The 23,398-nt window shown below is 57.5% G+C and carries 18 protein-coding genes and 1 tRNA gene; 5 read left to right on the top strand and 14 right to left on the bottom strand.

Translation table 11 applies throughout. From position 1 onward, the window contains the following. Positions 1–431: 431 nt before the first annotated feature. The 9 genes from ACTWLJ_RS14610 to ACTWLJ_RS14570 form a co-directional block, all read right to left on the bottom strand. Positions 432–1,817: an efflux transporter outer membrane subunit gene (locus ACTWLJ_RS14610; protein ID WP_445181312.1), complete on the bottom strand. Its 1,386-nt coding sequence runs from the start codon at positions 1,815–1,817 to the stop codon at positions 432–434. Beyond that, a complete protein-coding gene (locus ACTWLJ_RS14605) occupies positions 1,814–3,829 on the bottom strand; it encodes a MacB family efflux pump subunit (protein WP_445181311.1) in 2,016 nt (671 codons plus the stop codon). Before ACTWLJ_RS14605 ends, ACTWLJ_RS14610 begins: the two co-directional genes overlap by 4 nt. Beyond that, positions 3,826–4,986, bottom strand: coding sequence for an efflux RND transporter periplasmic adaptor subunit (locus ACTWLJ_RS14600; protein ID WP_445181310.1), 1,161 nt, complete (start codon positions 4,984–4,986; stop codon positions 3,826–3,828). Before ACTWLJ_RS14600 ends, ACTWLJ_RS14605 begins: the two co-directional genes overlap by 4 nt. Before the next feature lie 190 nt (positions 4,987–5,176). Further along, on the bottom strand, positions 5,177–6,508 hold the full coding sequence (gene flgE, locus ACTWLJ_RS14595) for a flagellar hook protein FlgE (RefSeq protein WP_445181309.1): 1,332 nt from the start codon (positions 6,506–6,508) through the stop codon (positions 5,177–5,179). A 30-nt stretch (positions 6,509–6,538) separates the two neighbouring features. After that, positions 6,539–7,264, bottom strand: coding sequence for a flagellar hook assembly protein FlgD (flgD, locus tag ACTWLJ_RS14590; protein ID WP_445181308.1), 726 nt, complete (start codon positions 7,262–7,264; stop codon positions 6,539–6,541). A 15-nt stretch (positions 7,265–7,279) separates the two neighbouring features. Beyond that, a complete protein-coding gene (gene flgC / locus ACTWLJ_RS14585) occupies positions 7,280–7,723 on the bottom strand; it encodes a flagellar basal body rod protein FlgC (protein WP_034146132.1) in 444 nt (147 codons plus the stop codon). Between the two features lie 3 nt (positions 7,724–7,726). Beyond that, positions 7,727–8,134, bottom strand: coding sequence for a flagellar basal body rod protein FlgB (flgB, locus tag ACTWLJ_RS14580; RefSeq protein WP_401220116.1), 408 nt, complete (start codon positions 8,132–8,134; stop codon positions 7,727–7,729). A 372-nt stretch (positions 8,135–8,506) separates the two neighbouring features. Continuing rightward, positions 8,507–9,334 (bottom strand): protein-glutamate O-methyltransferase CheR, encoded by an 828-nt coding sequence (gene cheR, locus ACTWLJ_RS14575; RefSeq protein ID WP_401220119.1) that lies wholly within the window; start codon positions 9,332–9,334, stop codon positions 8,507–8,509. Between the two features lie 46 nt (positions 9,335–9,380). Continuing rightward, positions 9,381–10,313, bottom strand: a complete 933-nt coding sequence (locus tag ACTWLJ_RS14570) for a chemotaxis protein CheV (protein WP_445181307.1) — start codon at positions 10,311–10,313, stop codon at positions 9,381–9,383. A gap of 82 nt (positions 10,314–10,395) precedes the next feature. Here ACTWLJ_RS14570 and flgA point away from each other — a divergent pair, with 82 nt between their 5' ends. The 4 genes from flgA to ACTWLJ_RS14550 all read left to right on the top strand — a co-directional run bounded on the left by flgA (position 10,396) and on the right by ACTWLJ_RS14550 (position 12,988). Next, positions 10,396–11,157: a flagellar basal body P-ring formation chaperone FlgA gene (gene flgA / locus ACTWLJ_RS14565; RefSeq protein WP_401220125.1), complete on the top strand. Its 762-nt coding sequence runs from the start codon at positions 10,396–10,398 to the stop codon at positions 11,155–11,157. Between the two features lie 162 nt (positions 11,158–11,319). Continuing rightward, positions 11,320–11,646, top strand: coding sequence for a flagellar biosynthesis anti-sigma factor FlgM (flgM, locus tag ACTWLJ_RS14560; RefSeq protein ID WP_445181306.1), 327 nt, complete (start codon positions 11,320–11,322; stop codon positions 11,644–11,646). A 48-nt stretch (positions 11,647–11,694) separates the two neighbouring features. After that, positions 11,695–12,162: a flagella synthesis protein FlgN gene (locus ACTWLJ_RS14555; RefSeq protein ID WP_445181305.1), complete on the top strand. Its 468-nt coding sequence runs from the start codon at positions 11,695–11,697 to the stop codon at positions 12,160–12,162. 91 nt (positions 12,163–12,253) lie between these two features. Next, positions 12,254–12,988, top strand: a complete 735-nt coding sequence (locus tag ACTWLJ_RS14550) for a flagellar brake protein (RefSeq protein ID WP_445181304.1) — start codon at positions 12,254–12,256, stop codon at positions 12,986–12,988. A gap of 231 nt (positions 12,989–13,219) precedes the next feature. On the opposite strand, the gene ACTWLJ_RS14545 is transcribed toward ACTWLJ_RS14550, so the two are convergent. The 4 genes from ACTWLJ_RS14545 to ACTWLJ_RS14530 form a co-directional block, all read right to left on the bottom strand. After that, a complete protein-coding gene (locus tag ACTWLJ_RS14545; RefSeq protein WP_445181303.1) occupies positions 13,220–14,590 on the bottom strand; it encodes an MFS transporter in 1,371 nt (456 codons plus the stop codon). Positions 14,591–14,658: 68 nt separating this feature from the next. Next, entirely contained in the window at positions 14,659–15,900 is a 1,242-nt protein-coding gene (locus ACTWLJ_RS14540) for a glutamine synthetase family protein (protein WP_445181356.1), read from the bottom strand. 221 nt (positions 15,901–16,121) lie between these two features. Continuing rightward, positions 16,122–16,814, bottom strand: coding sequence for a sensor histidine kinase (locus ACTWLJ_RS14535; RefSeq protein WP_401220138.1), 693 nt, complete (start codon positions 16,812–16,814; stop codon positions 16,122–16,124). Then, on the bottom strand, positions 16,811–18,415 hold the full coding sequence (locus ACTWLJ_RS14530) for a response regulator (RefSeq protein WP_445181302.1): 1,605 nt from the start codon (positions 18,413–18,415) through the stop codon (positions 16,811–16,813). The genes ACTWLJ_RS14535 and ACTWLJ_RS14530 overlap by 4 nt, the downstream gene beginning before the upstream one ends. A 425-nt stretch (positions 18,416–18,840) precedes the next feature. Between ACTWLJ_RS14530 and ACTWLJ_RS14525 the strand changes: the two genes are divergently transcribed. Continuing rightward, a complete protein-coding gene (locus ACTWLJ_RS14525; protein ID WP_445181301.1) occupies positions 18,841–22,968 on the top strand; it encodes a CheR family methyltransferase in 4,128 nt (1,375 codons plus the stop codon). A 72-nt stretch (positions 22,969–23,040) separates the two neighbouring features. Here the strand turns inward: ACTWLJ_RS14525 and ACTWLJ_RS14520 are convergent. Continuing rightward, positions 23,041–23,117: transfer RNA gene (locus ACTWLJ_RS14520), tRNA-Arg, on the bottom strand. Between the last annotated feature and the right edge of the window lie 281 nt (positions 23,118–23,398).

The following is a 23,398-nucleotide window of genomic DNA, read 5'->3' as shown; positions in this document are numbered from 1 at the left end:
CAAACTTGCGGCCAAAGTCAGACCAAAACCCATACGCAACGACATAACGATCTCCATTTCAAATAAACGTCTCAGACTGCTATCGGCACCATGAACTCAAAGAGCTCATCATCTTGCCGACTCAATCAGAGATTACAATAAGAGTACTGCAAGCGAGTACCCACCCCATCATCAAGGACCCTGACGAAAGAGCGCGCACCTTACGTTACGAGACAACTAAAAACAATAAAGCAAAACCAAAGAAACCAGACTATTTATTAATTAAATAAACAAACCGAAAATCGACAAACAAGAAAAACCCTACAACCTATATTGCATAAAAAATATTGATCAACATCAATAGAACAAACTAAATAAACTCAGACTCGCAACACAACCTTCCTTGATTACAAAAAAACTTCCATCACATTAACGTCTAGATACGTAAAGAACTAACGCGCGAAGCCTCCACCCAGCGCCAGATACAGGCCCATTTGCGCCTGTAACCGCTCGAAGCGATTTTGCGCCAGCGAGATCTGCGCGGCGCGACGACTCTCTTGCAGATCCAGCCACTCCTTGATCGCGGTTTGCCCGCTGCGATAACGAATCTCTGCTAACCCTTCAGCTTTCAATGCGGCTGCCAGAGCGTGCTCACGCTGCACAGCCTGATCAGCAATCTGCAGTTGTGCCGAAAGCGCATCCTCAACTTCCGCCAGCGCAGTATAAAGGTTCTGACGAAATTCAATAATCGCGGCTTCGTAGTCCACCGAGGATATTCCGACTGTGTACTTACGGACATTCCACTGCACAAACGGCAAGTTTATGCCAACACCTAACAGCGTGACCGGATTATTAACTACCTGACTTAACTCTCGACTACTGCCAGTCGACAGACTGCCAGTCAGCGTAAACGAGGGATAGAAACTCGCACGCGTTGCATCATAGTTCGACAGCGCCTGACGCAATCGCCACTCAGTTGCCTGCAGATCCGGGCGCCGCGAAACCAAATCGGCCGGCAAGCCTGCCGGCACACCCGCCAATATCAGGACAGGTAATTGTTCAAGTTCTGCAAACCGTTGCTCGGGCGCTTGATCAAAGACAATTGCCAGGGCGTTGCGCGCCACTTCAAGTTGCTGAAGATAATCGCTCAATACAGCGCGTTGTGTTGCCACTACTTGTTCGGCCTGGGCCTCTTCAAGCCAAGTCGCCGCTCCTGCCAGACGCTGGGACTGCACCAATCGCAGCGTCTGCTCGGCGTACTGGATACTTTCTCGGGCCGACCGGGCCAGTTCGTTGAAAAGACCGATTCGCCAGTACCAACGTGCGGTGTTACCGATCAAGCTCAAGGCACTGGCGCGCCGATCAAACTCGGTCGCCAGCAACGCCCATTGCGCAGCATCACGCGTGCTCGCCAGCCGCCCCCATAAATCGACTTCGTAACGCACCGACGAGGTCGTGGAAAATCGACGCTGACTTGAACTGTCATGACGTAGACTTCTGCTCCAGTCCGCCGCCGCGCCCACATCCAGATCAGGCGCGATATTGGTACCGGCAAGCCCTGCTTGAAGCGTGGCCCGGCGCACTTTGAGGGCGGCAACAGCAAGATCGTTATTGTGCGCCAAGGCGTCGCCGATCAATGAATTCAGACGCTGATCGCCAAATGTTTCCCACCATCGCTCCCCCGAATCCAATGAACGTTCGCGCGACGTATCACCAAACCAGTAAGCCGGCGTCTTCACCTCCGGTTGACGGTACTCGCTGTGCAACAGAGCGCCACACCCCGCCAAACACAAAGGCAACAGCAATACCGAAGCCCAGTTGCAATTCATGTATTTCATTCTCGGGACAACGCCTGAATAGGATCAAGCCGTGCGGCATTGCGCGCAGGTATATAACCGAACAACACCCCGACCAGAAGCGAACACAAACAGGCTGAAATCATTGCCAGCGCCGTGAACTCCATGACGATCGTCTGCACGAAGTAGCCAAACACCTGACTGATCAACAACGACAACAGGACGCCCAGCAAGCCACCCAGCAGACATACCAGCACTGCCTCGATCAAAAACTGCTGCAAGATGTCTACACGCCGTGCGCCGACAGCCATGCGGATGCCGATCTCTCGGGTTCGTTCGGTGACCGATACCAGCATGATATTCATCACCCCGATACCACCGACCAGGAGTGAAATAAACGCCACAGCAGAGATCAGCAGCGTCAGGGTGTCTGTGGTTTTTTGCACAATTTTGAGGATGCTGTCGCTGGAACTGAGGAAAAAATCCGGACGCCCATGACGTGCCAGCAACAATGATTGCAGCGCTTGCTCTGCAGCAGCGCTGGCAACCCGATCCTTGAGCCGAACCTTGATCGAACTGAAATGACTCTGCCCCAATAGACGCCCCATCACCGTTGTATAAGGCAAATAGACCTGCAGGCTCGGCCCTGAAAAACCGTCATCGCGACTTTCCATAACCCCCACCACCGTGCAAGGCAGATCGCCAACTAGAATCACCTTGCCCAGCGGTTGCTCCCAGTCCTTGAACAGCCGTTGTCGAGTGTTGTGGTCAATGACCAGGGTCTGACTGCGGCGCACCACATCGCTTGCACTGAACACCGCCCCCTTGGTCATGCGGATGCCCATCACCTGGAAGTAATCCTGGCTGACACCATCGACGGTAGCGTTGACATGCAGGTTGCGGTAGCGAATCGTCCGGCTGGCACTGACCATTGCAGAAACGCTGTCGACCCAGAACTGCGCCTGGATGATCCGCAAGTCCACAGGCTGCAATGTCCGGATCGAGCTTGCCTGCTCATCCCCCCAATCCTTGCCGGGATAAACATCGATGGTATTGGTGCCCATGGCACTGATATCGCGTAGCACTCGGGTCTGTGCACCCTGCCCCAGCGCCACCACCGAAACCACCGAGGCGATACCGATGATGATCCCGAGCATAGTCAACAATGTACGCATACGATGGCTGCACAGGGAAATCCAGGCCATCTTGAAAGCCTCGCTGAAGCGACGCCAATGCACCGCCACTCCATCGCGACCTTGATCTGTATTTTCTTCAGGCTCAGGTGTCTGTGCCGGAAGCGCTTTGCACTCGGCATTTAATTGATCAGCGATGATCTCGCCGTCATGAATCTCGATGATGCGGTCAGCGTACTGCGCCACCTGCGAATCATGGGTCACGATAATGACGGTGTGACCGCTGCGATGTAGCTCGCGCAGGATCGCCATCACCTCTTCACCACTACGCGAGTCCAGCGAACCGGTGGGTTCGTCGGCAAGGATCACCGCACCACCATTGATCAACGCACGGGCAATGCTGACCCGTTGCTGCTGACCACCGGAAAGCTGCCCCGGCCGATGCTGCATGCGCTGCCCCAACCCCAGGCGCAGCAATAGCGCCCTGGCTTTTTGCTGATGCTCGATAAACGGTTGATCGGCGTAGATGGCCGGCACCTGAACGTTGGCCTCGGCACTCAGATGCGACAGCAAATGAAAGCGCTGAAAAATGAATCCAAAATGCTCACGACGCAGCGTTGCCAGCTCATCACTACTCATCCGGGCCATATCGACACCGTTGATGCAGTAGCGACCTGCGGAAGGACGATCCAGGCATCCGAGGATATTCATCAGACTGGACTTTCCAGAGCCGGAAGGCCCTATGATCGCTACCATTTCACCAGCGGTAATCGCCAGGTTCACGTCACGCAGCACATGAGTCCTGGCCTCGCCATCGGCGAACCACCGCTGCACGCTTTCAAAGGACAACAACGGCGTGACTGGCAGCACTTCTTTCAAGGGGTTTGGCGTCAAACCGCAAAGATCATTGGCGCTGCTCATTGAGGCTCCGGCTCTTCGCCGAGGACGACTTCGTCATGTTCTTTGAGCCCGTCCAGCACCTGAACATTCAAGTCATTGCGCAAACCGGTTTTCACCAGCACCGTCTGCGGTTGACCATTAACCAGTCGGCGCACTTCGTAGCGGCCGTCAGCGGCGCGCTTGCCCAGCGCAGCCACCGAAACCGTTGTAGCTTTTTGCGCCGAATCGAGCAAAACACTGACTTGCGCCGTCATCGAGGTGCGCAACGAACGATCGTCATTGGGTACGTCAAACAGAGCGTTGTAATACACCGCCGCGTCCGCGCCTCCTGCTGTCGAGCCTCCAGAACCCTGCATTTGATCCTGCCGGGCAATGGACTCAGGGGCTGGCTCTACCGCACGGATACGACTTGTAAAGCGCCGATCCGGATCGCCCAGAATATTGAAGGATACGGCTTGGCCTGCCTTGACCCGAACCACGTCAGCCTCAGATATCCGCGCCTCGACTGTCATCCGGTCCAGTCTGGCAAGGATCAGCAATGTCGGAACACTCTGTGCGGAAACGACGGTCTGGCCTTGCCTGGTCACCACGGCAATGACCTCACCGTCCATCGGCGCGCTGATACGCGTGTAACCCAGGTTAACTTCGGCGATCCTGATTTCAATCTCCGCTTGGGAGATTTGTGCCGCAAGGGATGCCAATTCGGCGCGCGAACTTTGCAATTGCGCCTCGGCAATTTCCAGATCGGCCCGCGATCCGGCCTCACTCGCAACCAGGTTTTGCTTGCGACGGAAATCAAGCTCGTACTGGCGGATCATCGCCTGCCGGGCTTTATATTGCGCCTGGACACTGAGCAACGCAGCCCGCGACTTGAGCAGCTCATTCTGTTGCAACAGCGGGTCAATTTCTGCCAGTAGCTGGCCTTGGCGCACTGTATCGCCCAACCCGGCCTTCAGGCTCTGGAGTTGCCCATTGACCTGAGCGCCGACACTGACTTGCTGGAAGGGCTTGACCATACCGCTGGCCAATACGGTCTCTTCAAGATCTTCGACGGTGACTGACGTCGTCAGGTATTTCTTTGGAGTGGTGCCCCACCCTTGGTCCCATAAAAACCAGACCAGCAGGGCAATAACGGGCAGCGTCCCGAACGCGATTCGGGAGCGAGATAAAAAAACCATGGAGTAATCGTTACATCCCTGTCAGTGGTTGGGCAAACCGCTCATTGGTGCCCGGGTAGTGCGTGAGCAAGCGCATGAATACGCCCGCCCAAATACGATTACCGCAGGCGAATGGCCCCGGCGCGCGCATTAAACAAGAAAGCCCCTCAAAGAGGGGCTTTCCGTTACAGCTTTTTACAAAGCATCAATATCAGGTCATCTGAATGATGGTCTGCATGATGGTGCTCTGAGTGGAAATGGTCTTGGCGTTCGCCTGATAGTTGCTCTGGCCCTTGATCAGGTCTACCAGTTCGTTGGTCAGGTTAACGTTGGACTCTTCCAGCGAGTTGGACTGGATAGAACCCAGAGTACCGGTTTCCGGAGAGTCATAGCCCGGGATCCCCGATGCGAAGGTTTCCTTCCAGCTGGTACCGCCGACTGCCTGCAAGCCCTGTTCGTTGGTGAAGCTGGCCAGAGCAACCTGGCCGATCGCCTTGTTCTGGTTGTTGCTGAAGTTGGCGAACAGCGTACCGGTGCCATCGATGGTCAGGTTGGTGATCTGGCCAGTGGCGTAGCCATCCTGAGTTGGAATCGTGCGCGAAGTGTCAGCGTTGTATTGAGTGGTCTTGGCCATGGAAATGGTCACGCCCGCCGTGTTGGCAGATGCGCCGTTAGGCGTAAAGGTACCGTTGGTTACAGTGCCCGGCTTCCAGTTTTTCAGGGTCAGGTCACTGCTGATGATTGGAGCTGCAGGATTCGCCGGATTAGGCGTGCTGATTTGAGTCAGATTACCCGCAGAGTCAAAAGTCATGGTGGAGGCCACTGGCGGAGTGGTTTTCGGATCGCTACCGGTAGCATCCGGGTTGCGACCGTCTACCAGGGTGTAAACCTTCCAGGTATTGGCACCGGTTTTCACCACGTACTGATCCATAGGGTGCATGTTGCCCTGGCTGTCATAAATCGGCGTGCTGAACGACTTGGTGTAGGTCGCAAGGTTCGTCGGGTCGAACTTGCCGGCCGCCACTGTGTCGTCGATCACCGGAGCAGTCGAGTCCAGGTTGATGCTCGATGTCACCAGCGATGAGGACTTCGGCGCCAGGTTCGAAGTATCGAGCTTGAGGTCAGTCAACACGCCGTTGATGATCTTGCCATTGGCATCCACACCGTAGCCTTGCAGACGCGAGGTGTAATCGGTGTTGGTGATGTAACCAGCGTCGTCAACCTTGAACGTACCGGCACGGGTATAGGAAATCGAGCCGTTGTTGCTCATGGTGAAGAAGCCGGAACCGTTGATACCCATGTCCAACACGTTACCGGTGTTGTTTATGTCACCTTGGGTGAACTGCTGGGAAACGTTGGCCAGGCGCACGCCGTTACCAATCACTTTGCTGCCGCTACCCAGGCGAGTCGCTGAGTAGACGTCTTCGAATTCTGCACGGGACGATTTGAATCCGGCGGTCGCGACGTTGGCGATGTTGTTGCCGGTCACGTCCAGTTGTTTGTTGGCTGCATAGAGACCGCTAAGGCCGATATTGAAAGACATATTCCACTCCTTTGTGCCGGTTAGTCGGCTCTATATACCAATGGTTTGTACTTTGGACAGGGCAACGGAGCCCTTGCCGGCCAGGTTTAGCATCAGCTCGCCGCCGGTCTGGCTGATCGTCACGCTGTTGACGGTAGCTGGAAGGTAAGTCGCCAAGTCCGTCGCGGTGCCGTTGATCGGTGCGTTGGCCTTAAAGGTGTATGTGCCAACAGGCACGACGGTGCCGGCGGTGTCTTTGCCATCCCAAGTGAAGCTGGCGGCGCCAGCGGCGCGGCTACCCAAGTCGATAGTGCGAACAGTCTTGCCGTCCTTGTCGGTGATGGTCACGGTGCCACCAGCGATGGACGAAGGCACTGTGACCGAACCGGTCAGGCCCTTGGTCGGATCATCGAGCTGTGCCGTGTTGGTCTGCACGATCACGTTGCGGCCGACCAGCGACGACGCTTGCAGCGCTTGCGAGGAGTTGTAGTTGCCAGCAAGGCCACTCACGGTAGAGTTCAGCGTGGTGATGCCTTCCAGGCTACTGAACTGTGCCAACTGGGCAACGAATGCGCTGTTGTCCTGCGGGTCGAGCGGGTTCTGGTTTTTCAGCTGGGTAACCAGCAATTGCAGGAACGCGTCCTTGCCCAGCGCCTGGCCGCCGGTGGAACTGTTAGTGGCCGAAGCAATGCCATCGGCGGTCGAACCGGTCTTTTTCGACGAGTTGGCCAACAGGTCTTTGGTGCTTATGGTGTTGCTGATATCGGAAACACTCATCGCAGTCGCCCCTTATTACTGACCGAGGGTCAGTACCTTCTGCATCATGGTTTTGGCGGTGTTCATCATTTCGGCGTTGGTCTGGAACGAACGACTCGCGGAAATCATGTCAGCCATCTCTTCCACCACGTTGACGTTCGGGTAGTAGACGTAGCCTTTGGCATCGGCCGCCGGATGGTTCGGCTCGTAGCGTGCTTCGAGGTTGCTCTGGTCTTCGACCACGCCCATGACTTGTACGCCCTGGCCGGCAGCGTCCTGGTTCTGGAACAGCGAATCGCTGCCGCCGCTCTGGCCGCCCTGGAACATGGTGGCGAACACCGGGTGACGGGCGCGATAGGTCTGGTCGATGCTCGACGAGACGGTTTCGGCGTTGGCGATGTTCGAGGCCACGGTGTTCAAACGCGTGGTCTGCGCGCTCATGCCGCTACCGGCAATGTTGAAAACACTGGATAGAGACATGAATTACTCTCCGCGCAGGGCTGAAACCAGCCCTTTGAATTTGCTGTTGAGCAGGGTGAAGCTGGCCTGGAAGCCCACGGCGTTTTCCGCGTAGTTGGACTGTTCCAGTTGGGCATCCACGGTGTTCTGGTCGATCGAAGGCTGCATCGGCGTGCGATACATCAGCGACTCGTCGCCATTGCCCAGACCCTCGGCCTCGATATGACGGCTGTTGGTCATGTTCAGGGCGATGGTGCCGTTGTTGGTTTTCTGGCTCTGTGCTTCAAGCACTTTGGAGAATTCCAGATCCCGAGCCTTGTAGTTCGGGGTATCGGCGTTGGCGATGTTGTTGGCCAGGACTTCGGCACGCTGGGCGCGGAAGCCCAGGGCTTTTTCGTGAATTCCGAGCGCTTTATCGAAGCTGATGCTCATGTCGGGAACCTTCAGGTGACCGGGTTTTTCGTAACAGGGCTATAGCAAGCCGCGTGCCAATTTTAAAACCCCCGAAAACCGGGGCTTTGCGGGCAACGGCAATGCGGCAATGCCAGAAAAGCGGCAACCGGTTTCCGCCAGATGCCGCTTTTCTGCCGCTTGCCCCCCCCCCTCTTACTGTCACCACCGGACAACTGTGGGAGCGAGCTTGCTCGCGAAGGCGGAGTGTCAGCCAATGCAAATGCAGAATATGACGGCATCTTCGCGAGCAAGCTCACTCCCACAGGGATTTTTGGTGTCTGGGAGAATTTCTCCGGGCAAAAAAAAAGGCAGGCCTTTGCGGGCCTGCCGTTTTTTGTATTGCCGCTGCAATCATTTCGCCTGGTAAATGATCCCCGGGCTGCACTGGACCATCTGGTAATGATCCGGCAAACCGTTCAGCGCTTCGGAAGCGCCAAGGAACAGATAACCACCCGGCTTCAACGTGCTGTGAATACGCAACAGAATGTCTTTCTTCACCTCGGCGGAGAAGTAGATCAGTACGTTGCGGCAGAACACGATGTCGAACTTGCCCAGAGCGGCGTAGCTGTCGAGCAGGTTGAACGAGCGAAACTCCACGCGGTTCTTGATCGGCGCCTTGATTGCCCAGCGGCCCGGCCCTTTCGGGTCGAAGTAACGCTGAAGGCGATCGGGCGACAAACCGCGACCGATTGCCAGGCTGTCGTACTCGCCGGTCTTGCAGTTGTTCAACATGAGACCGGACAGATCAGTGGCAACGATCTGCACGCCCATCTTCAACTGACCGAGGTTAACGCGCTCGAACTCGTCAATCGACATCGACAGCGAATACGGTTCCTGACCCGACGAACAGGCCGCCGACCAGATCCGCAGACGCTGGTTGGGGCTGGCCTTGATCGCCTCGGGCAGCACCTTGTTCTTCAAGACTTCAAACGGATAGGTATCCCGAAACCACAGGGTTTCGTTGGTCGTCATGGCATCGACCACTTGCTCGCGCAAACCACTGCGCGGCTGGGTCTGGATGCGCTGAACCAGCTCACCCAGGGATTTGATGCCTTGCTGTTCCATCAGTTTGTTGAGACGGCTCGAGACGAGGTACTGCTTGTTTTCGCCGAGCAAAATGCCACAGGCCTTTTCCAGGAAGACCCGGAACTGTTCGAAATCCAAATTACCCGTAGACAATGATGCCGCCTCTTAAATCGTGTTGATCACCAGGGACAAAACGCCCCTAGCTGATATCTGCTGCTTTGATCCGGTCGACTACCCGGGATGCCAGGTCATCAGGGCGGAATTTGGCCAGAAAGTCATCGGCACCGACTTTCTTGACCATCGCCTGATTGAATACCCCGGACAACGAAGTATGCAGGATGATATGAAGCTTTTGCATGCGCGGGTCGCTGCGGATCTCCGCCGTCAGGGTGTACCCGTCCATCTCCGGCATCTCGATGTCGGAGATCATCATCAGGAACTCTTCTTCCGGCTTCTTGCCTTCATCGACCAGCTTGCGCAGGTAATCCAGCGCCTGCTTGCCGTCGTTCAACGCCACCACTTCGACGCCGACCGTTTGCAGGCAACGCGAGACCTGCTTGCGCGCCACCGACGAGTCATCGACCGTCAACACCCGCAACGACAACGCCTTGTGCTGGGTCTCGACATCGACCACGCCGACCGAAATCGCTTCGGGTGTCGGCGCAACTTCCGCCAGTACCTTCTCGACATCGATGATTTCGACTAACTGATTGTCCACTCGAGTCACAGCGGTCAGGTAATGATCGCGACCCGTACCCTTCGGTGGCGGATGGATCTCTTCCCAGTTCATGTTGACGATGCGTTCCACCGAGCGCACCAGAAACCCTTGGGTCTTGGTGTTGTACTCCGTGATGATCACGAACGGGTTGTTCTTGTCTTTCAACGCACCCGAGCCGGTTGCCATTGCCAGATCAAGGATCGGAATGGTCGCCCCCCGAATATTCGCCACCCCGCACACGACAGGACTGGACTTGGGCATCAACGTCAGCGACGGGCATTGCAGCACTTCCCGCACCTTGAACACGTTGATTCCGTAGAGCTGCTGGCCGTCGAGACGGAACAACAACAGCTCCAGGCGATTCTGCCCCACCAGTTGCGTGCGCTGGTTCACCGAATCCATTACACCAGCCATGCCCAGACTCCTACATCAACGCCAAGTGTTGTTGCGACGCACATTCATTGCTAAACGGCACGGCGCTTGCTTTTTAACTCGTATGAACGCTCAAACGACATTTTTCCGACACCTGACATCCCAGAGCCGCAGATACCTTTGCGCGGTGATGGCCGTTTGCTCTTTTTCTGCCGGCAGCCCTGCCGTTGCTGATGCGGTTACCTTGCCTGACATGCTTATCGGCGTCACTCAGGGCTTTCTTGAGTTCACCGTAGAAGACTATCTGGCTAGCAGTCAAACGGAAGGCCGCTATGAAATCGAGGTAAAACAGCTCGATCCACGTATGCGCATGCCTATGTGCGACAAGGAATTGACAGCCTCCCTGGAGAGTCCGGCACGTCCATTGGGCCGGGTTACCGTCAAGGTTCGCTGCGAAGGCGCCTCGCCCTGGACGGTGTTCGTACCCGCTCAAGTCCGCCTGTTTCGCGAGATTGTGACCACCACTCGCCCACTCAAACGCGCCGGAATTATCGAGCCGCAGGACGTGACCTTGCGCGAGCGCGACGTCAGCGTGATCAATCAGGGCTTCCTGACGTCGGTAGACGAGGCAATCGGGCAGAAATTAACCCGACCAACGGTCGCCGATCAGGTGATAACCCTGGTGCACCTCGAACAGGCCGAAGTCGTGCGTAAAGGCGACCAAGTGGTGATCATTGCGCGCAGTGGCACACTGGCCGTGCGCATGCCCGGTGAAGCCTTGTCCAACGGTGGTTTGAAAGAACAGATCCGGGTGAAAAACCTCAACTCCCAACGAGTCATCAAGGCGCAAGTCATCGCGCCGGGCCAAGTGGAAGTTTCAATGTGAATGTCCATGGAGAAAACTGGCGCTGACCCAGCCTGTTCCCTAAACTGTGCCGCAGCAGGACACGCGCCGGCGCATGCAGGCTCATTGAGTAAATGTGCCTAAAGTTTTCCAGGGGATGGCCGAAAACATGGCAAGCGTCCAAATTCCCAGAGGTTTTTTATCATGGTCATCGATTTCAGCCGTTTGAACAGCTCCTCGTCACTTACAGGCAGTACGCGTACCAGCGCACCGAAGGAAGCCGCCGAAAACGGCAGTTCCGCGCCGCTGAATACCCCGGCCGAAACGGCCAGTACCGCTAAAAGCGGGGAATCGGTACACCTCAGCAATGAGGCTCAACAGTTGCAGAAGGTCACTGACAAGCTGCGCGATCAGCCTGCCGTCGACAAAGCCCGCGTGGCCGAGTTGAAAGCAGCGATTGCCGATGGCAGCTATAAAGTCGACAGCAACCGTGTAGCCAGCAAACTGCTCAACTTCGAAGCCCAGCGCTAGGCCTTTGCCTGCGCGAGGCTTTTGGACGCTTAACACCCAAGGCCAGCCATGCACGACACTAATTTACTGCAACTGATCACCGACGACTTTGCTCCAGCTCAACAATTGCTGGAGTTATTGCAATCCGAATCCATCGCTTTGCACGGTCGCGACATGCCGGTGCTGGAAGACATTCTGGCGCGCAAACAGGCATTGATCATTCTGCTTGAACAGCATGGCCGCAAGCGCAGTGAAATCCTTGCCAGCCTCAACCTGCCGCTCGACCGTCAAGGCCTGGAACAACTGGCCGCACAGTCGAGCATCGGCACGCAATTACTCAGCGAAAGCGACGTTCTGACTGACCTCCTCGCCGAATGCCAGACGGCTAACGTCAAGAATGGCCAGTCGATCCTGATCCAGCAGGCCACCACGGCCAATCAGCTGAAAATCCTCACCGGGGGCGAACCGCCAGCGCTGTATGACGCCAGCGGCACTTTTGCCAGACCTGCAATGCCGCGTCCGCTCAGCCAGGCATGAGCCGTTGATGCGCCAGCTCTATCAACCCGCGAAACATGCTGGCAAAATGCTGGCTAGTCGTAGTCATATTTTGTCTGGAGATTGATACACCGTGCCCAATGATGATGCTCCGCAGCCACCTAAGGTGCTCACCACGCCACTGGAAATCTCCAGCAACCTGCGCCAGCTGCAAGAAAGCCACGATCCGTTGATCATCACGTTCCACGAGCGCAGCCAGCGTTTTCAGAGCTATCTGATCGAAGTTGACCGGGAAACCAATACGCTCAAGTTCGATGAAATGATCCCGCGCGATGGCGAACGCTACCTGGAAGCGGGCGAGCCGTTCCGGGTCGAGGGCTTTCACGACGGCGTTCGCATCGCCTGGGAATGCGCTGGCACACTGACTATCAAAGACATCGAAGGCGACCGCTTTTACACCGGCGAACTGCCAGAAGAAGTGGTTTACCACCAGCGCCGCAACGCCTTTCGTGCTGCCCTGAAACTGACCGATCTGGTCAGCGTCGTGCTCGGTGGCGAAAAGCTCAAGGCGCCAATTGACGGCAAACTGCTGGATATCTCTGCTACCGGCTGCAAGCTGCGCTTCGAAGGCGATATCACCGACCGCCTGCAACTGGGCCAGGTCTATGACCGTCTCGTTGCCGCTCCGCTGTTCGGCAATCAACCGGTGTCGGTCGAGCTGCGTTATCTGCACTTCGAAGAAAAACTCAACATCACCTTTGCTGGCCTGCGCTTCCATAACATCAGCGGCCCGGCCGCGCGCAACGTCGAGCGCTTCGTTTATCAGTTGCAACGCGAAGCACGGCGGTTTGATAAAGACGATCTTTGATTCGTACGCCAATATAAAAAGGGCAGTCCCTCGCGGTGACTGCCCTTTTTTATGCCCACAAAATTTCTGCAGCAAGGAATTCCTGAGGCGAGAAACTCCTGTGGCGAGGGAGCTTGCTCCCGCTGAGGCGCGAAGCGCACCCCGCTCTTTACCGGAAAAGCGGGGCCTGCTGCGCAGTCCAGCGGGAGCAAGCTCCCTCGCCACAGGATCTCCATCGTTTAACAAGCCGGTTTAAGGCCGCGCACCACTGATGTCCGGCGCAGGCTTTTCGTCGACAGCATCCGGCTCGGCATCTGCCGATGGCTCCGGTTGCGGTTCGTTCTCAGGCTCAGGCTCAGGGCTATTCTGCATTTGCTCCTGCACCACTTGCTCATCGACCCGTGGATCAAGTGCAGCCACCAATGGCGAGCTCGACATGCTGTCCGGCATCGCGACGTGATGCAGCGGTGCATCGTCGACCTGGTGCAGATTGGTCACGGCTTTCGGCCTGATCCGCCACACCAGCACCAGCGCAAAGAAGCTGAAGAACGCATACAGACTCTGGCTGCCGAAGAACTTCATCAGCACACCCGCGACCAGCGGCCCGATACTCGCGCCGACGCCGTAGGTCACCAGCAGCATCGCCGTCAGCGACACCCGCCGATCACCCTCGACATGGTCGTTGGAGAACGCCACCGCCAGCGGATACAGGCAGAACTGCACCAGCGAACATAGGAAGCCAACCACAAACAGCACTTCCAGCGGCACCTGCGGCATGATCGCCAGCGGCAACGCGGCAACCGCCAGAAACCCGGCAAAACAACGGATCAGCAGCGCCCGGTCATAACGATCGGACAACCAGCCCAACGGCCATTGCACCAGCAGCCCGGCAAAAATGCAGGTACCCATGAACAGACCGACCTGCTCGGTCGACAGCCCTTGCTGCGAGGCATACAACGGCGCCAGACCGTAGAACGAGCCGATAATCAGACCGGCGCCCAGCACCGTGCTCAATGATTGGGGCACTCGCTTGAGGAAGAAGCGCGGCTCCATCGGTGCCGGATGCAAAGGCGCCGGGTGAATCCGGTGGGTCAACGTCACCGGCACCAGACACAGCGCAAAACACAGGGCGACCAGCATCAGCAGCTCAAGTCCCAGCCCTGGGTGCATGACCAGAATCAGTTGGCCGAGCACCAGCCCCAGATACGAAGCGATCATGTAACCGCTGAACACCAGCCCCCGCTGATTAGGACCCGCCTGCTCATTGAGCCAGCTCTCGATCACCATGTATTGGCACATCATGCCGAGGCCGACGATGGTCCGCAGCACCAGCCATGCCGGCAGCCAGTCCACCAGACCATGACCCAGCACCGCCGCACCGACAATGCCGGCACACGCGGAATACGCACGAATATGCCCGACCCGGGCGATCAGCCGATGGCCGATCTTGCCGCCCAGTACCAGGCCGAAATAGTTGGCCGCCATCAGCGCACCGATCCACAGTCCATCGACGTGATCAGCCGCCAGACGCAAGCCCAGATAAGTAGACAAAAGGCCCGAGCCGATCAACATCATCAGCGAGGCGAAATACAGCGCTCGAAAGGATTTCCAGATTTGGCGCATCGGCGTTCCGAGCGGCTCCTTGCAGTGAGTATCGGGCTATCAAACGATAGCCCGATGGCGACGATTCGTCAGGCCTGGGCTGCTAGAACACGCCGTTCCCAGGGAGTTATTTCATCAAAGAAACTGGTCAACTCCATGGTTTTCGAAGCGATGTAGCCTTCGATGAATTCCTTGCCGAACAGTTCCTTGGCCAATTGGCTACGTTTCAGACGTTCGAGTGCGGCATGCAAGGTACACGGCAACGAAAGATTGTCCGGCACTTCGAACTCGCCCTGGATTGACGCCGTCGGCTCCAGTTCGTGTTCGATACCATGCAAACCGGCGGCCAGACTGGCCGCAATCGCCAGATACGGGTTGGCGTCGGCGCCCGGCAAACGGTTTTCGACCCGACGGGCGACCGGCGAACTCGCTGGAATGCGCAGGCCGGCGGCACGGTTGTCATGCGACCAACAGGCGTTATTCGGCGACGCATACGGATGGCACAGGCGCTGATAGGAGTTCACGTTCGGCGCAAACAGCGCAGTGAACTCCGCCATGCCCGCCTGCTGCCCACCGATAAAGTGGCGGAACATCGCAGTCGGCTGGCCGTTGTCATCGCTGAACACATTCTTGCCGCTGCCGATCTCGACGATGCTCTGGTGAATATGCATCGAGCTGCCCGGCGTATGCGCCAGCGGCTTGGCCATGCACACCACGGTCAAACCGTGTTTGAGCGCGACTTCCTTGAGCAAGTGCTTGAACAGGAAAGTCTGGTCAGCCAGCAGCAACGGATCACCGTGCAGCAGGTTGATCTCGAACTGGCTGACACCCATTTCGTGCATGAAGGTGTCGCGCGGCAGGCCGAGGGCCGCCATGCATTTATAGACTTCGCTGAAGAACGGCCGCAGGCCGTTATTGGAGCTGACACTGAACGCCGACTGACCATCCTCGCGACGACCGTCCAGACCGACTGGCGGCTTGAAGGGTTGGGTTGGATCAGTGTTGGGTGCGAAGACAAAGAATTCCAGCTCGGTCGCGACCACCGGAGCCAGTCCGCGAGCGGCGTAACGTGCAATGACAGCCTTGAGCTGACCACGGGTCGACAGGCGCGAACTTTCGCCAGTCAGTTCATCGGCATCGCAAATTGCCAGGGCCCGTGGCTCGTCGCTCCACGGCAGTGCATGGATCTGCGACGGCTCGGCCACCAGCGCCAGGTCGCCGTCATCGCTGCCGTAAAAACGCGCTGCCGGGTAACCGCCCATGATGCATTGCAGCAGCACACCCCGCGCCATCTGCAAACGCCGCCCTTCGAGGAAACCCTCTGCGGTCATCACCTTGCCCCGTGGCACGCCGTTCAAATCCGGTGTGACACATTCAATCTCATCAATGCCCGTCAGTCGCTGTGCGAGTGAACGCTGGCCATCGGTTGTCATGACGCAATCCTTGTTATTGTGCGAGCCGCGAACGGCGACCCGTACAAAATAGGCTTCGGCTGTTCGGAATATCAAGCAGCGTCACGCAAAAACCAGAACTACGCGAAATCCACCTTGCATTAGGGCAGGTAGAGACTGAAAACGCCGCCGCCCAACGGGCCGCCATTGCTGATCTCGGTCCGCCCGACTACGCCATTGCGCTGATGCAGCGCGGCGATACGGGCGGCGAAGTACAAACCCAGCCCGGTGCTGCCGGTACTGTGATTGATGCCTTGCACGTTATCGGCCTGGCGTTCGAGCATTTCCGGCGGATAACCGTCGCCATCGTCATTGATAGTCAGCACCAGTTGCCCGGCCTCGTCGCTAACGGTGATCAGCAGCGACTCGCGGGCATAGCGGATCGCGTTATTGATGCAATTGCCCAGCACCGAGGCGATCAGTTCACGGTCGAAGAAACCCAACGGGCTCAGCGGATCAACCTCGTAAGTCGCAATAATTCCACGACTGGCGAACACCTCTTGATGCGACGCCAGTTGCGCCTCGATGAAGTCGTCCAGTTCGTGATACGCCGGTTGCAGCGGCATTTGATTCACGCCGAGCTTATACAGCCCGAGCAGTTGCACCAGCATGCCGTTGAGATGGGCGAATTCGAAGTCGATCACGCCCTGCTCCGGCCCGGCGCGCTGCGCTTCGGGCAGGCGCGCCAGCCATTGGCTGTGGGACTGCATCAGCATCGCCAGCGAGTTTTTCATGTCGTGGACGGTGGAGGCGATCACCGTGGAAAAATCCAGTGCCTGCTCGTCTTGGTTCATTCGCCAAACGCCTTGCTTTTCAGCTTCTGATAACGCGGATAACGCGCGTCGGTGTCGGGCATCAGACCGACCATTTTCAGGCAGGTCCGACATTCTTCCAGCTCCGCCGACGGCACATTGGTGTCGGTGCCGTGCAACAGCGACTGAGCCATGTTCAGCGCAATACTGATGTTCTTCGGCTGCATCTTCAGCGCCTTGCGGAACACCTCGCGGGCCTCGACCAGATTGCCGGTCTTGTAGACCCGCACGCCCTGACGGTTGAGGTCGGCGGCGGCGTTGCTCGAACTGAGGATAGTCGGGTCGTCGGTGAGCTTGGCGATGTCTTTCATCACCGCCGGATCATCACCGTAGATTTCCGCGCAACTCTTGAGCATCGAAGTTCCCGCCTCGGCCTGACCAAGCATCTGCAATTGCTTGGCCACCAGCAGCGCGGCCTCGGGGCTCATGAACTGTTCCATGCCGTCGAGGCGCATCATCGCCTGCTCGGTGAGCTTGTCGGCGGTTTCGGCGTCGTTGAGCAACAGGCTCGTGGCCTTCATCAGGCGTGCACGAATCTGCAGGCCCGGGTCGCTCGGGTTTTCCTTGGCCACGGCGCTGAGAGTGGTATTGATCTCCAGACGGGTGCGGGTATCAAGACCACGCTCGCTGCCTTTGCTAATTAAGGCATGCGCCAGACCGAGGTTACTTTCCGGGTCCTTGAAACGCGACTGCGCGCCCTGCGATACCGCTTGGCGATACGCGCGCGACGCGGTGTCGAAGTCTTCGTTGGCCATCGCCAGTTTGCCGAGCAACGCCTGCCGACGCACCGCCAGCGGCGACAGCCGAATTGCTTCTTCGAGTACCCGCTGCGCACCTTTGGTGTCGCCTTCTGAAACAAGCACATCGGCCATACCGTCGTACAGCGACGGCATCATCGGAAACACCTTCAAGGCTTTTTCGTAGACACCTTTCGCCTGGGCGACTTGCCCGCGTTTGAACAGCAATTTGCCCAGCCCGGCAAACGCCCACGGCAACGGCCGGTCGGCGATGATGCCGTCGTATAGACGCTCCAGCGCTTCGTTCTGATTCAAGTCACGCAAGGCATCGGCGCGATAACGCAGGCACAACGGCGAATAACGGATGTCTTGTTTACACAGCGCGATGCAGGCGTTGAGCACCTCCATCGGCTTGCCCCGGTCGAGGGCTTGCAGAATCGGTTTGAGCAACGTCTTGCGCTGCTCCAGACGCTCCAGGCGCTGAGCCAGGCCGGAGCGGTTGAACGGTTTGGTCAGGTAGGCATCCGGCTCGTGCTCCAGCGCACTGAGCACCATCGCCTGACTGGTCTCGGCGGTGACCATGACGAATACCGCTTCATGGCTGATGAGTTTTTCCAGCATCAGGTCTTCCAGCACCTGCTGACCGTTTTTCTTGCCGTCACCGAGATGGAAATCCTGCAGGATGAAATCGTAGGATTTCTGCGCGCACATCTTCAGCGCTTGCTCGCCGGTGTCGGCGGTGTCCACGTCCTTGACCCCCAATTCCCGCAACATCGAGCGCACGGAACTGCGGAAATCCGAGAAATCATCGACGATCAGAAAACTCTTTTGGTGATACGACAGCATCGAGGATTTCCAGACAATTGAAGGTAATGAACCGAAGGCATTCCAGCGGCGCGCAGATGATAGCTGCAGGCCTAATGCTATCAAGCGATTTCGTGCGCGGCCGATGAGTTTGCAAGAGCCGTTCGGGTTATCGGCCAGAGATGCCGTTCCCTGAAGCAGACGCTTCAAGATTCATCGGCAAGCGATTACCCTGCGCGCCAGCTCAACTTCGACAGGCGGCGCCGAAGGCGGCGCCGGCGCTCATTAATGCCCTGATAAAGATAAATGGTGCACTCACCGATCTGCCGGGGTCCAACATACAAGGCTTGCCCACAGCGTCGGCCAAACTGTTGAAGGCAGATTCTGCAATCGGGTTTATCCTGCAGAGTCATCCCTGTTTTTTGTTCCTGTGCGACACGTGTGCATTACCCTAAAAGGCCGACGTCATGACCTCCAAATCTCCCTCCGCGCCCGAGCGCGACAATCTGAGCCCCAGCCACCTGGATTTTCCAGTGGTCGGCATTGGTGCTTCGGCGGGAGGGTTGCAGGCGATCAAGCTGTTTTTCGAGCATATGCCGCAAGATACCGGTATGGCGTTCGTGATCATTCTGCATCTGTCGCCGGACCATCAGAGCATCGCCGACAAGATCATCCAGGAATCAACGCGGATGCCGGTGCTGCAAGTCACGCAGGCCGCGCCGATCGAAAAAAACCATGTGTATGTGATCTCGCCGGCGCAGCAACTGGCGATGAACGATGGTTATCTGAAAGTCAGCCCGGCCGGCTCGCCGCTGGCCCGGCACACGGCAATCGACCTGTTCTTCCGCGACCTCGCCGATGTGCACCGCGAGCGCGCCTTTTGTGTGGTGCTTTCGGGCACGGGTTCGGACGGTGCGGTCGGCTTGTCGCGCATCAAGGAACAGGGCGGCGTGACGCTTGTGCAAGTGCCGGAAGATGCCGAATTCGACGGCATGCCGCGTGCTGCCATCGAGACGCGCATGGTCGATCTGGTGCTGCCCGTGGTGGACATGCCGCAAAAGCTGCTGGAACTGTGGCGCAACTCGCAAAACATCACCCTGCCGAGTGCCAACGATTCGGATCTGAAGACACTGGTGCCCTCCTCCGAACAGGAGGCCGCCATTGCCGAACAACGCTTGCATGACATCCTGCTGCATCTGCGTACCAGCACCGGTCACGACTTCAAGCATTACAAGCGCGCCACGGTGCTGCGCCGTATCGAGCGGCGAATGCAAGTCACCACCCAGCCGGACCTCACCGCCTACTACGAATATCTGCAAAACAACCCGGACGAAGCCAAGGCCCTGCTCGGCGACATGCTGATCGGCGTGACCAACTTCTTCCGCGACCGCGAGGCCTTCGAGGCGCTGGAGCGCGATGTGCTGCCACAACTGGTGCGATCGGTGGCGGCTTCTCCCGACAAGGAAGAGTTGCGCATCTGGTCTGCCGGTTGTTCCACTGGCGAAGAAGCCTACAGCCTGGCGATTCTGCTCGACGATCAAATGCAGGTCGAAAGCAGCAAAGCCGCCCTGCAAGTGTTCGCCACCGATATCGACGAGCGGGCGATCAGCACCGGGCGTGCCGGGGTGTATCCGCAGGCGATTGTCACCGACGTGCCGCCCACCCGGCTGCGTCATTACTTCGTCAAAGAAAACGACCATTACCGCATCCGCAAGGAAATCCGCGAAAAGGTGCTGTTTGCAAAGCACAGCCTGTTGTCCGATCCACCGTTCTCGCAGATCGATCTGATCGTCTGCCGCAACCTGCTGATTTACCTCGACCGCGAAGTGCAACGCGAGATTCTGCAGATGTTCCACTTCGCGCTGCGCCCGGGCGGCTTTCTGTTTCTTGGCTCGTCGGAAAGCGCCGATGCGTGCCATGAACTGTTCGCCCCGGTGGACAAGCGCAACCGGATCTTCCGCGCAAAAACCGGCACGCCGAGCAGCCGACGCATGCCGACCATGCCCCGCGGTGGTTACGTACGCACCAGCATTTCGTTGCCTGAATTGAAAACCCGCGAGCTGCCCAAATTGTCGTTTGCCGACATTCATCGACGCGCCATTGAGCAATCGGCGCCGCCAAGCATGATCGTCGATGCCAACGCCGACATTCTGCACATGAGTGAAAGTGCCGGACGTTTTCTGCGCCACGTCGGCGGCGAGCTGTCGCGCAATCTGCTGACGCTGATCCTGCCGGAGCTGCGCCTGGAAATCCGCACCACGCTGTTCCAGGTACAACAGAGCGGCCTGACGGTGAAATCCCGCGAGGTGCCGATCAAGCGCGAAGAACGGCAGTTCCGCGTCGATCTGGTTGCACAGCCCTACAAGGATGACGAATCGGACAGCGACTGCGTGCTGGTGATTTTCGAGGAAGCCGAACTCGACCCCTCCGACACAAGCCTTACCACGATGTTGCAGACCGAAAGCCAGGTGCTGTCCAACCTTGAGCGCGAGCTGCAACGTACCAAGCTGCACTTGCAGGACACCATCGAACAGTCGGAAGTCTCCAGCGAAGAGCTCAAGGCATCCAACGAAGAAATGCAGGCGATCAACGAAGAGCTGCGCTCGGCCACCGAAGAACTGGAAACCAGCAAGGAAGAATTGCAGTCGATCAACGAAGAGTTGCTGACGGTCAATTACGAGCTGAAAACCAAGGTCGAAGAAACCGACAAGATCAACGATTACCTGACCAATCTGATCGCCTCCACCGACATCGCCACAGTGTTTGTCGATCGCAGCATGCGCATCCGCTGGTTCACTCCGCGTGCCACGGAAATCTTCAGCATGTTGCCGGTCGATACCGGGCGTTCGCTGCTCGATATCACTCATCGGCTGGACTACTCCGATGTGGCCAGCGACGCGGCGCAGGTGTTCGAGTCGCTGAACATGATCGAGCGCGAAGTCAGCAGCACTGATGGCCGCTGGTACATCGCCCGCCTGTTGCCATATCGCTCCAGCGAAGATCATATCGACGGTACCGTGCTGACATTCATCGACATCACCAGCCGCCGTGCCGCCGAAGAAGAACTGCGCCTTGGCGAAGAACGCATGCGTCTGGTAGCAGAAAGCACTCGCGACTACGCGATCATCATCCTCGACGAACAGGGCGTGATCACCAGCTGGAACAAGGGCGCGGAACTGATCTTCGGCTACGTCAAGGCCGAGGCCGAAGGCACGTATTACGATTTTATTTTCCCCGCCGAAGATCGTGCCACCGGTGTGCCGGAGAGCGAACTGTCCACCGCCCGCGCTCAAGGCCGGGCCGAGGACGAGCGCTGGCACCTGCGCAAGGACGGCAGCCGCTTCTTCTGTAGCGGCGAAGTCACGTTGCTCAGCGGCGATCACCTGCAAGGCTACGTAAAAATCGCCCGCGACATGACCGGGCACAAACGTCAGCACGAAGAACAGAGCCAGGAACTGGAACAGACCCGCAATACCATTTCCCTGCGCGATGAATTCTTCGCGATCATGTCCCACGAGCTCAAGCATCCGCTGAACCTGATCCAGCTCAACGCAGAGTTGCTGCGGCGTTTGCCGATCACCCGTACATCAAGCCCGGCGACCAAAGCGGTCACCACCATTTGCGATGCAGTGAACAGCCAGGCGCGAATTATCGACGATTTGCTCGACGTCGCCCGGGTGCGCACCGGCAAGCTCAAGCTGCAACCCACAAACGTGGATCTGAGCGGCGTATTGCGCGACATCCATAGCGTAGTGATCAACGAACAGCATCTGACCCGCGTCGATTTGCAACTACCGGATGAGCCCTTGATCGTCCACGCCGACCCGACACGCGTGGAACAGATCATCTGGAACCTGGTGAACAACGCGTTGAAATTCACCCCGCCGACCGGGCACATTCATTTGATCGCCAGCCGCAACGGACAAATGGCGCAGCTGGACATCAAGGACAACGGTGTTGGTATTGCCGCGGATAACCTCGAACATGTTTTCGACCTGTTCGGCCAGGCAGAAAAACAGCACACCAACCATCAGCGCGAAGGCCTAGGCATCGGCCTGTCGCTGGTGCGGCAATTGACCGAGGCCCAACATGGCACCGTGCAGGTGACATCGCCAGGGCTGGGCGCCGGCTGCACGTTCAGTGTCCGCCTGCCGCTCGCCGACCTCGACAGCAAAACCGCTCCGGAGCCTGTCGTGGAAATCGAATCAGGCAAACTCGACGGACTGCAAATCCTGCTGGTGGATGACTCTCCAGAAGTTCTCGAAACCCTGAAAATGCTACTGGAAATGGAAGACGCCGAAGTCATGGCATTCGACCATCCGGTGGAGGCGCTCAAGGCGGCGGAAGACAACCGCTTCGACCTGATCATTTCCGACCTCGGCATGCCAGTCATGACCGGCCACGAACTGATGAGCGCGTTGCGTCAGTTGCCACTGGTGAAAAACGTACCGGCCATCGCCCTGACGGGTTACGGCACCAATACCGATATCCAGAAATCCCATGCAGCCGGATTTGATGAACACATTGGTAAACCGGTTTCCTATGACGACCTGATCGAAACGATCGAAGCGCTGCGCCGGTCGAAATTGCTGTAACCGAAGTCTGGATGTAAACGCAAAAAGCCCCGTCAGCCGGTAAATGGTGACGGGGCTTTTCGTTGGAATGGTTGGTGTCCCAGGCGGGGTTCGAACCTGCAACCTTCCCCTTAGGAGGGGGATGCTCTATCCAATTGAGCTACTGAGACACACGGTAATCACGCCAGACGCGGCGCGACAGACGGCGTGCATGGTAACGGGCGGGCCATGATTTGTCATGTCGTCCGGGGTGCTTTTTAAGTGTAGGCAGGCGCCCTGCAATGCTGCCGGAAGATTTACCGTGCATTTTGCATCACCGCAAAAAGCCATCATTGCAGATTGCAATGCGCGACCTGCGGATAACCCTGCTAAATGCCTGTTTTTAAAGGACTTAACAGCGGTTAGACTGTTGGCACGCTGGCTGCTTTGCCTGTTCTATAGAAGAACAATC

The sequence above is a fragment of the Pseudomonas sp. McL0111 genome, from assembly GCF_052567255.1.
This window is presented reverse-complemented; position numbering and strand designations above follow the sequence as displayed.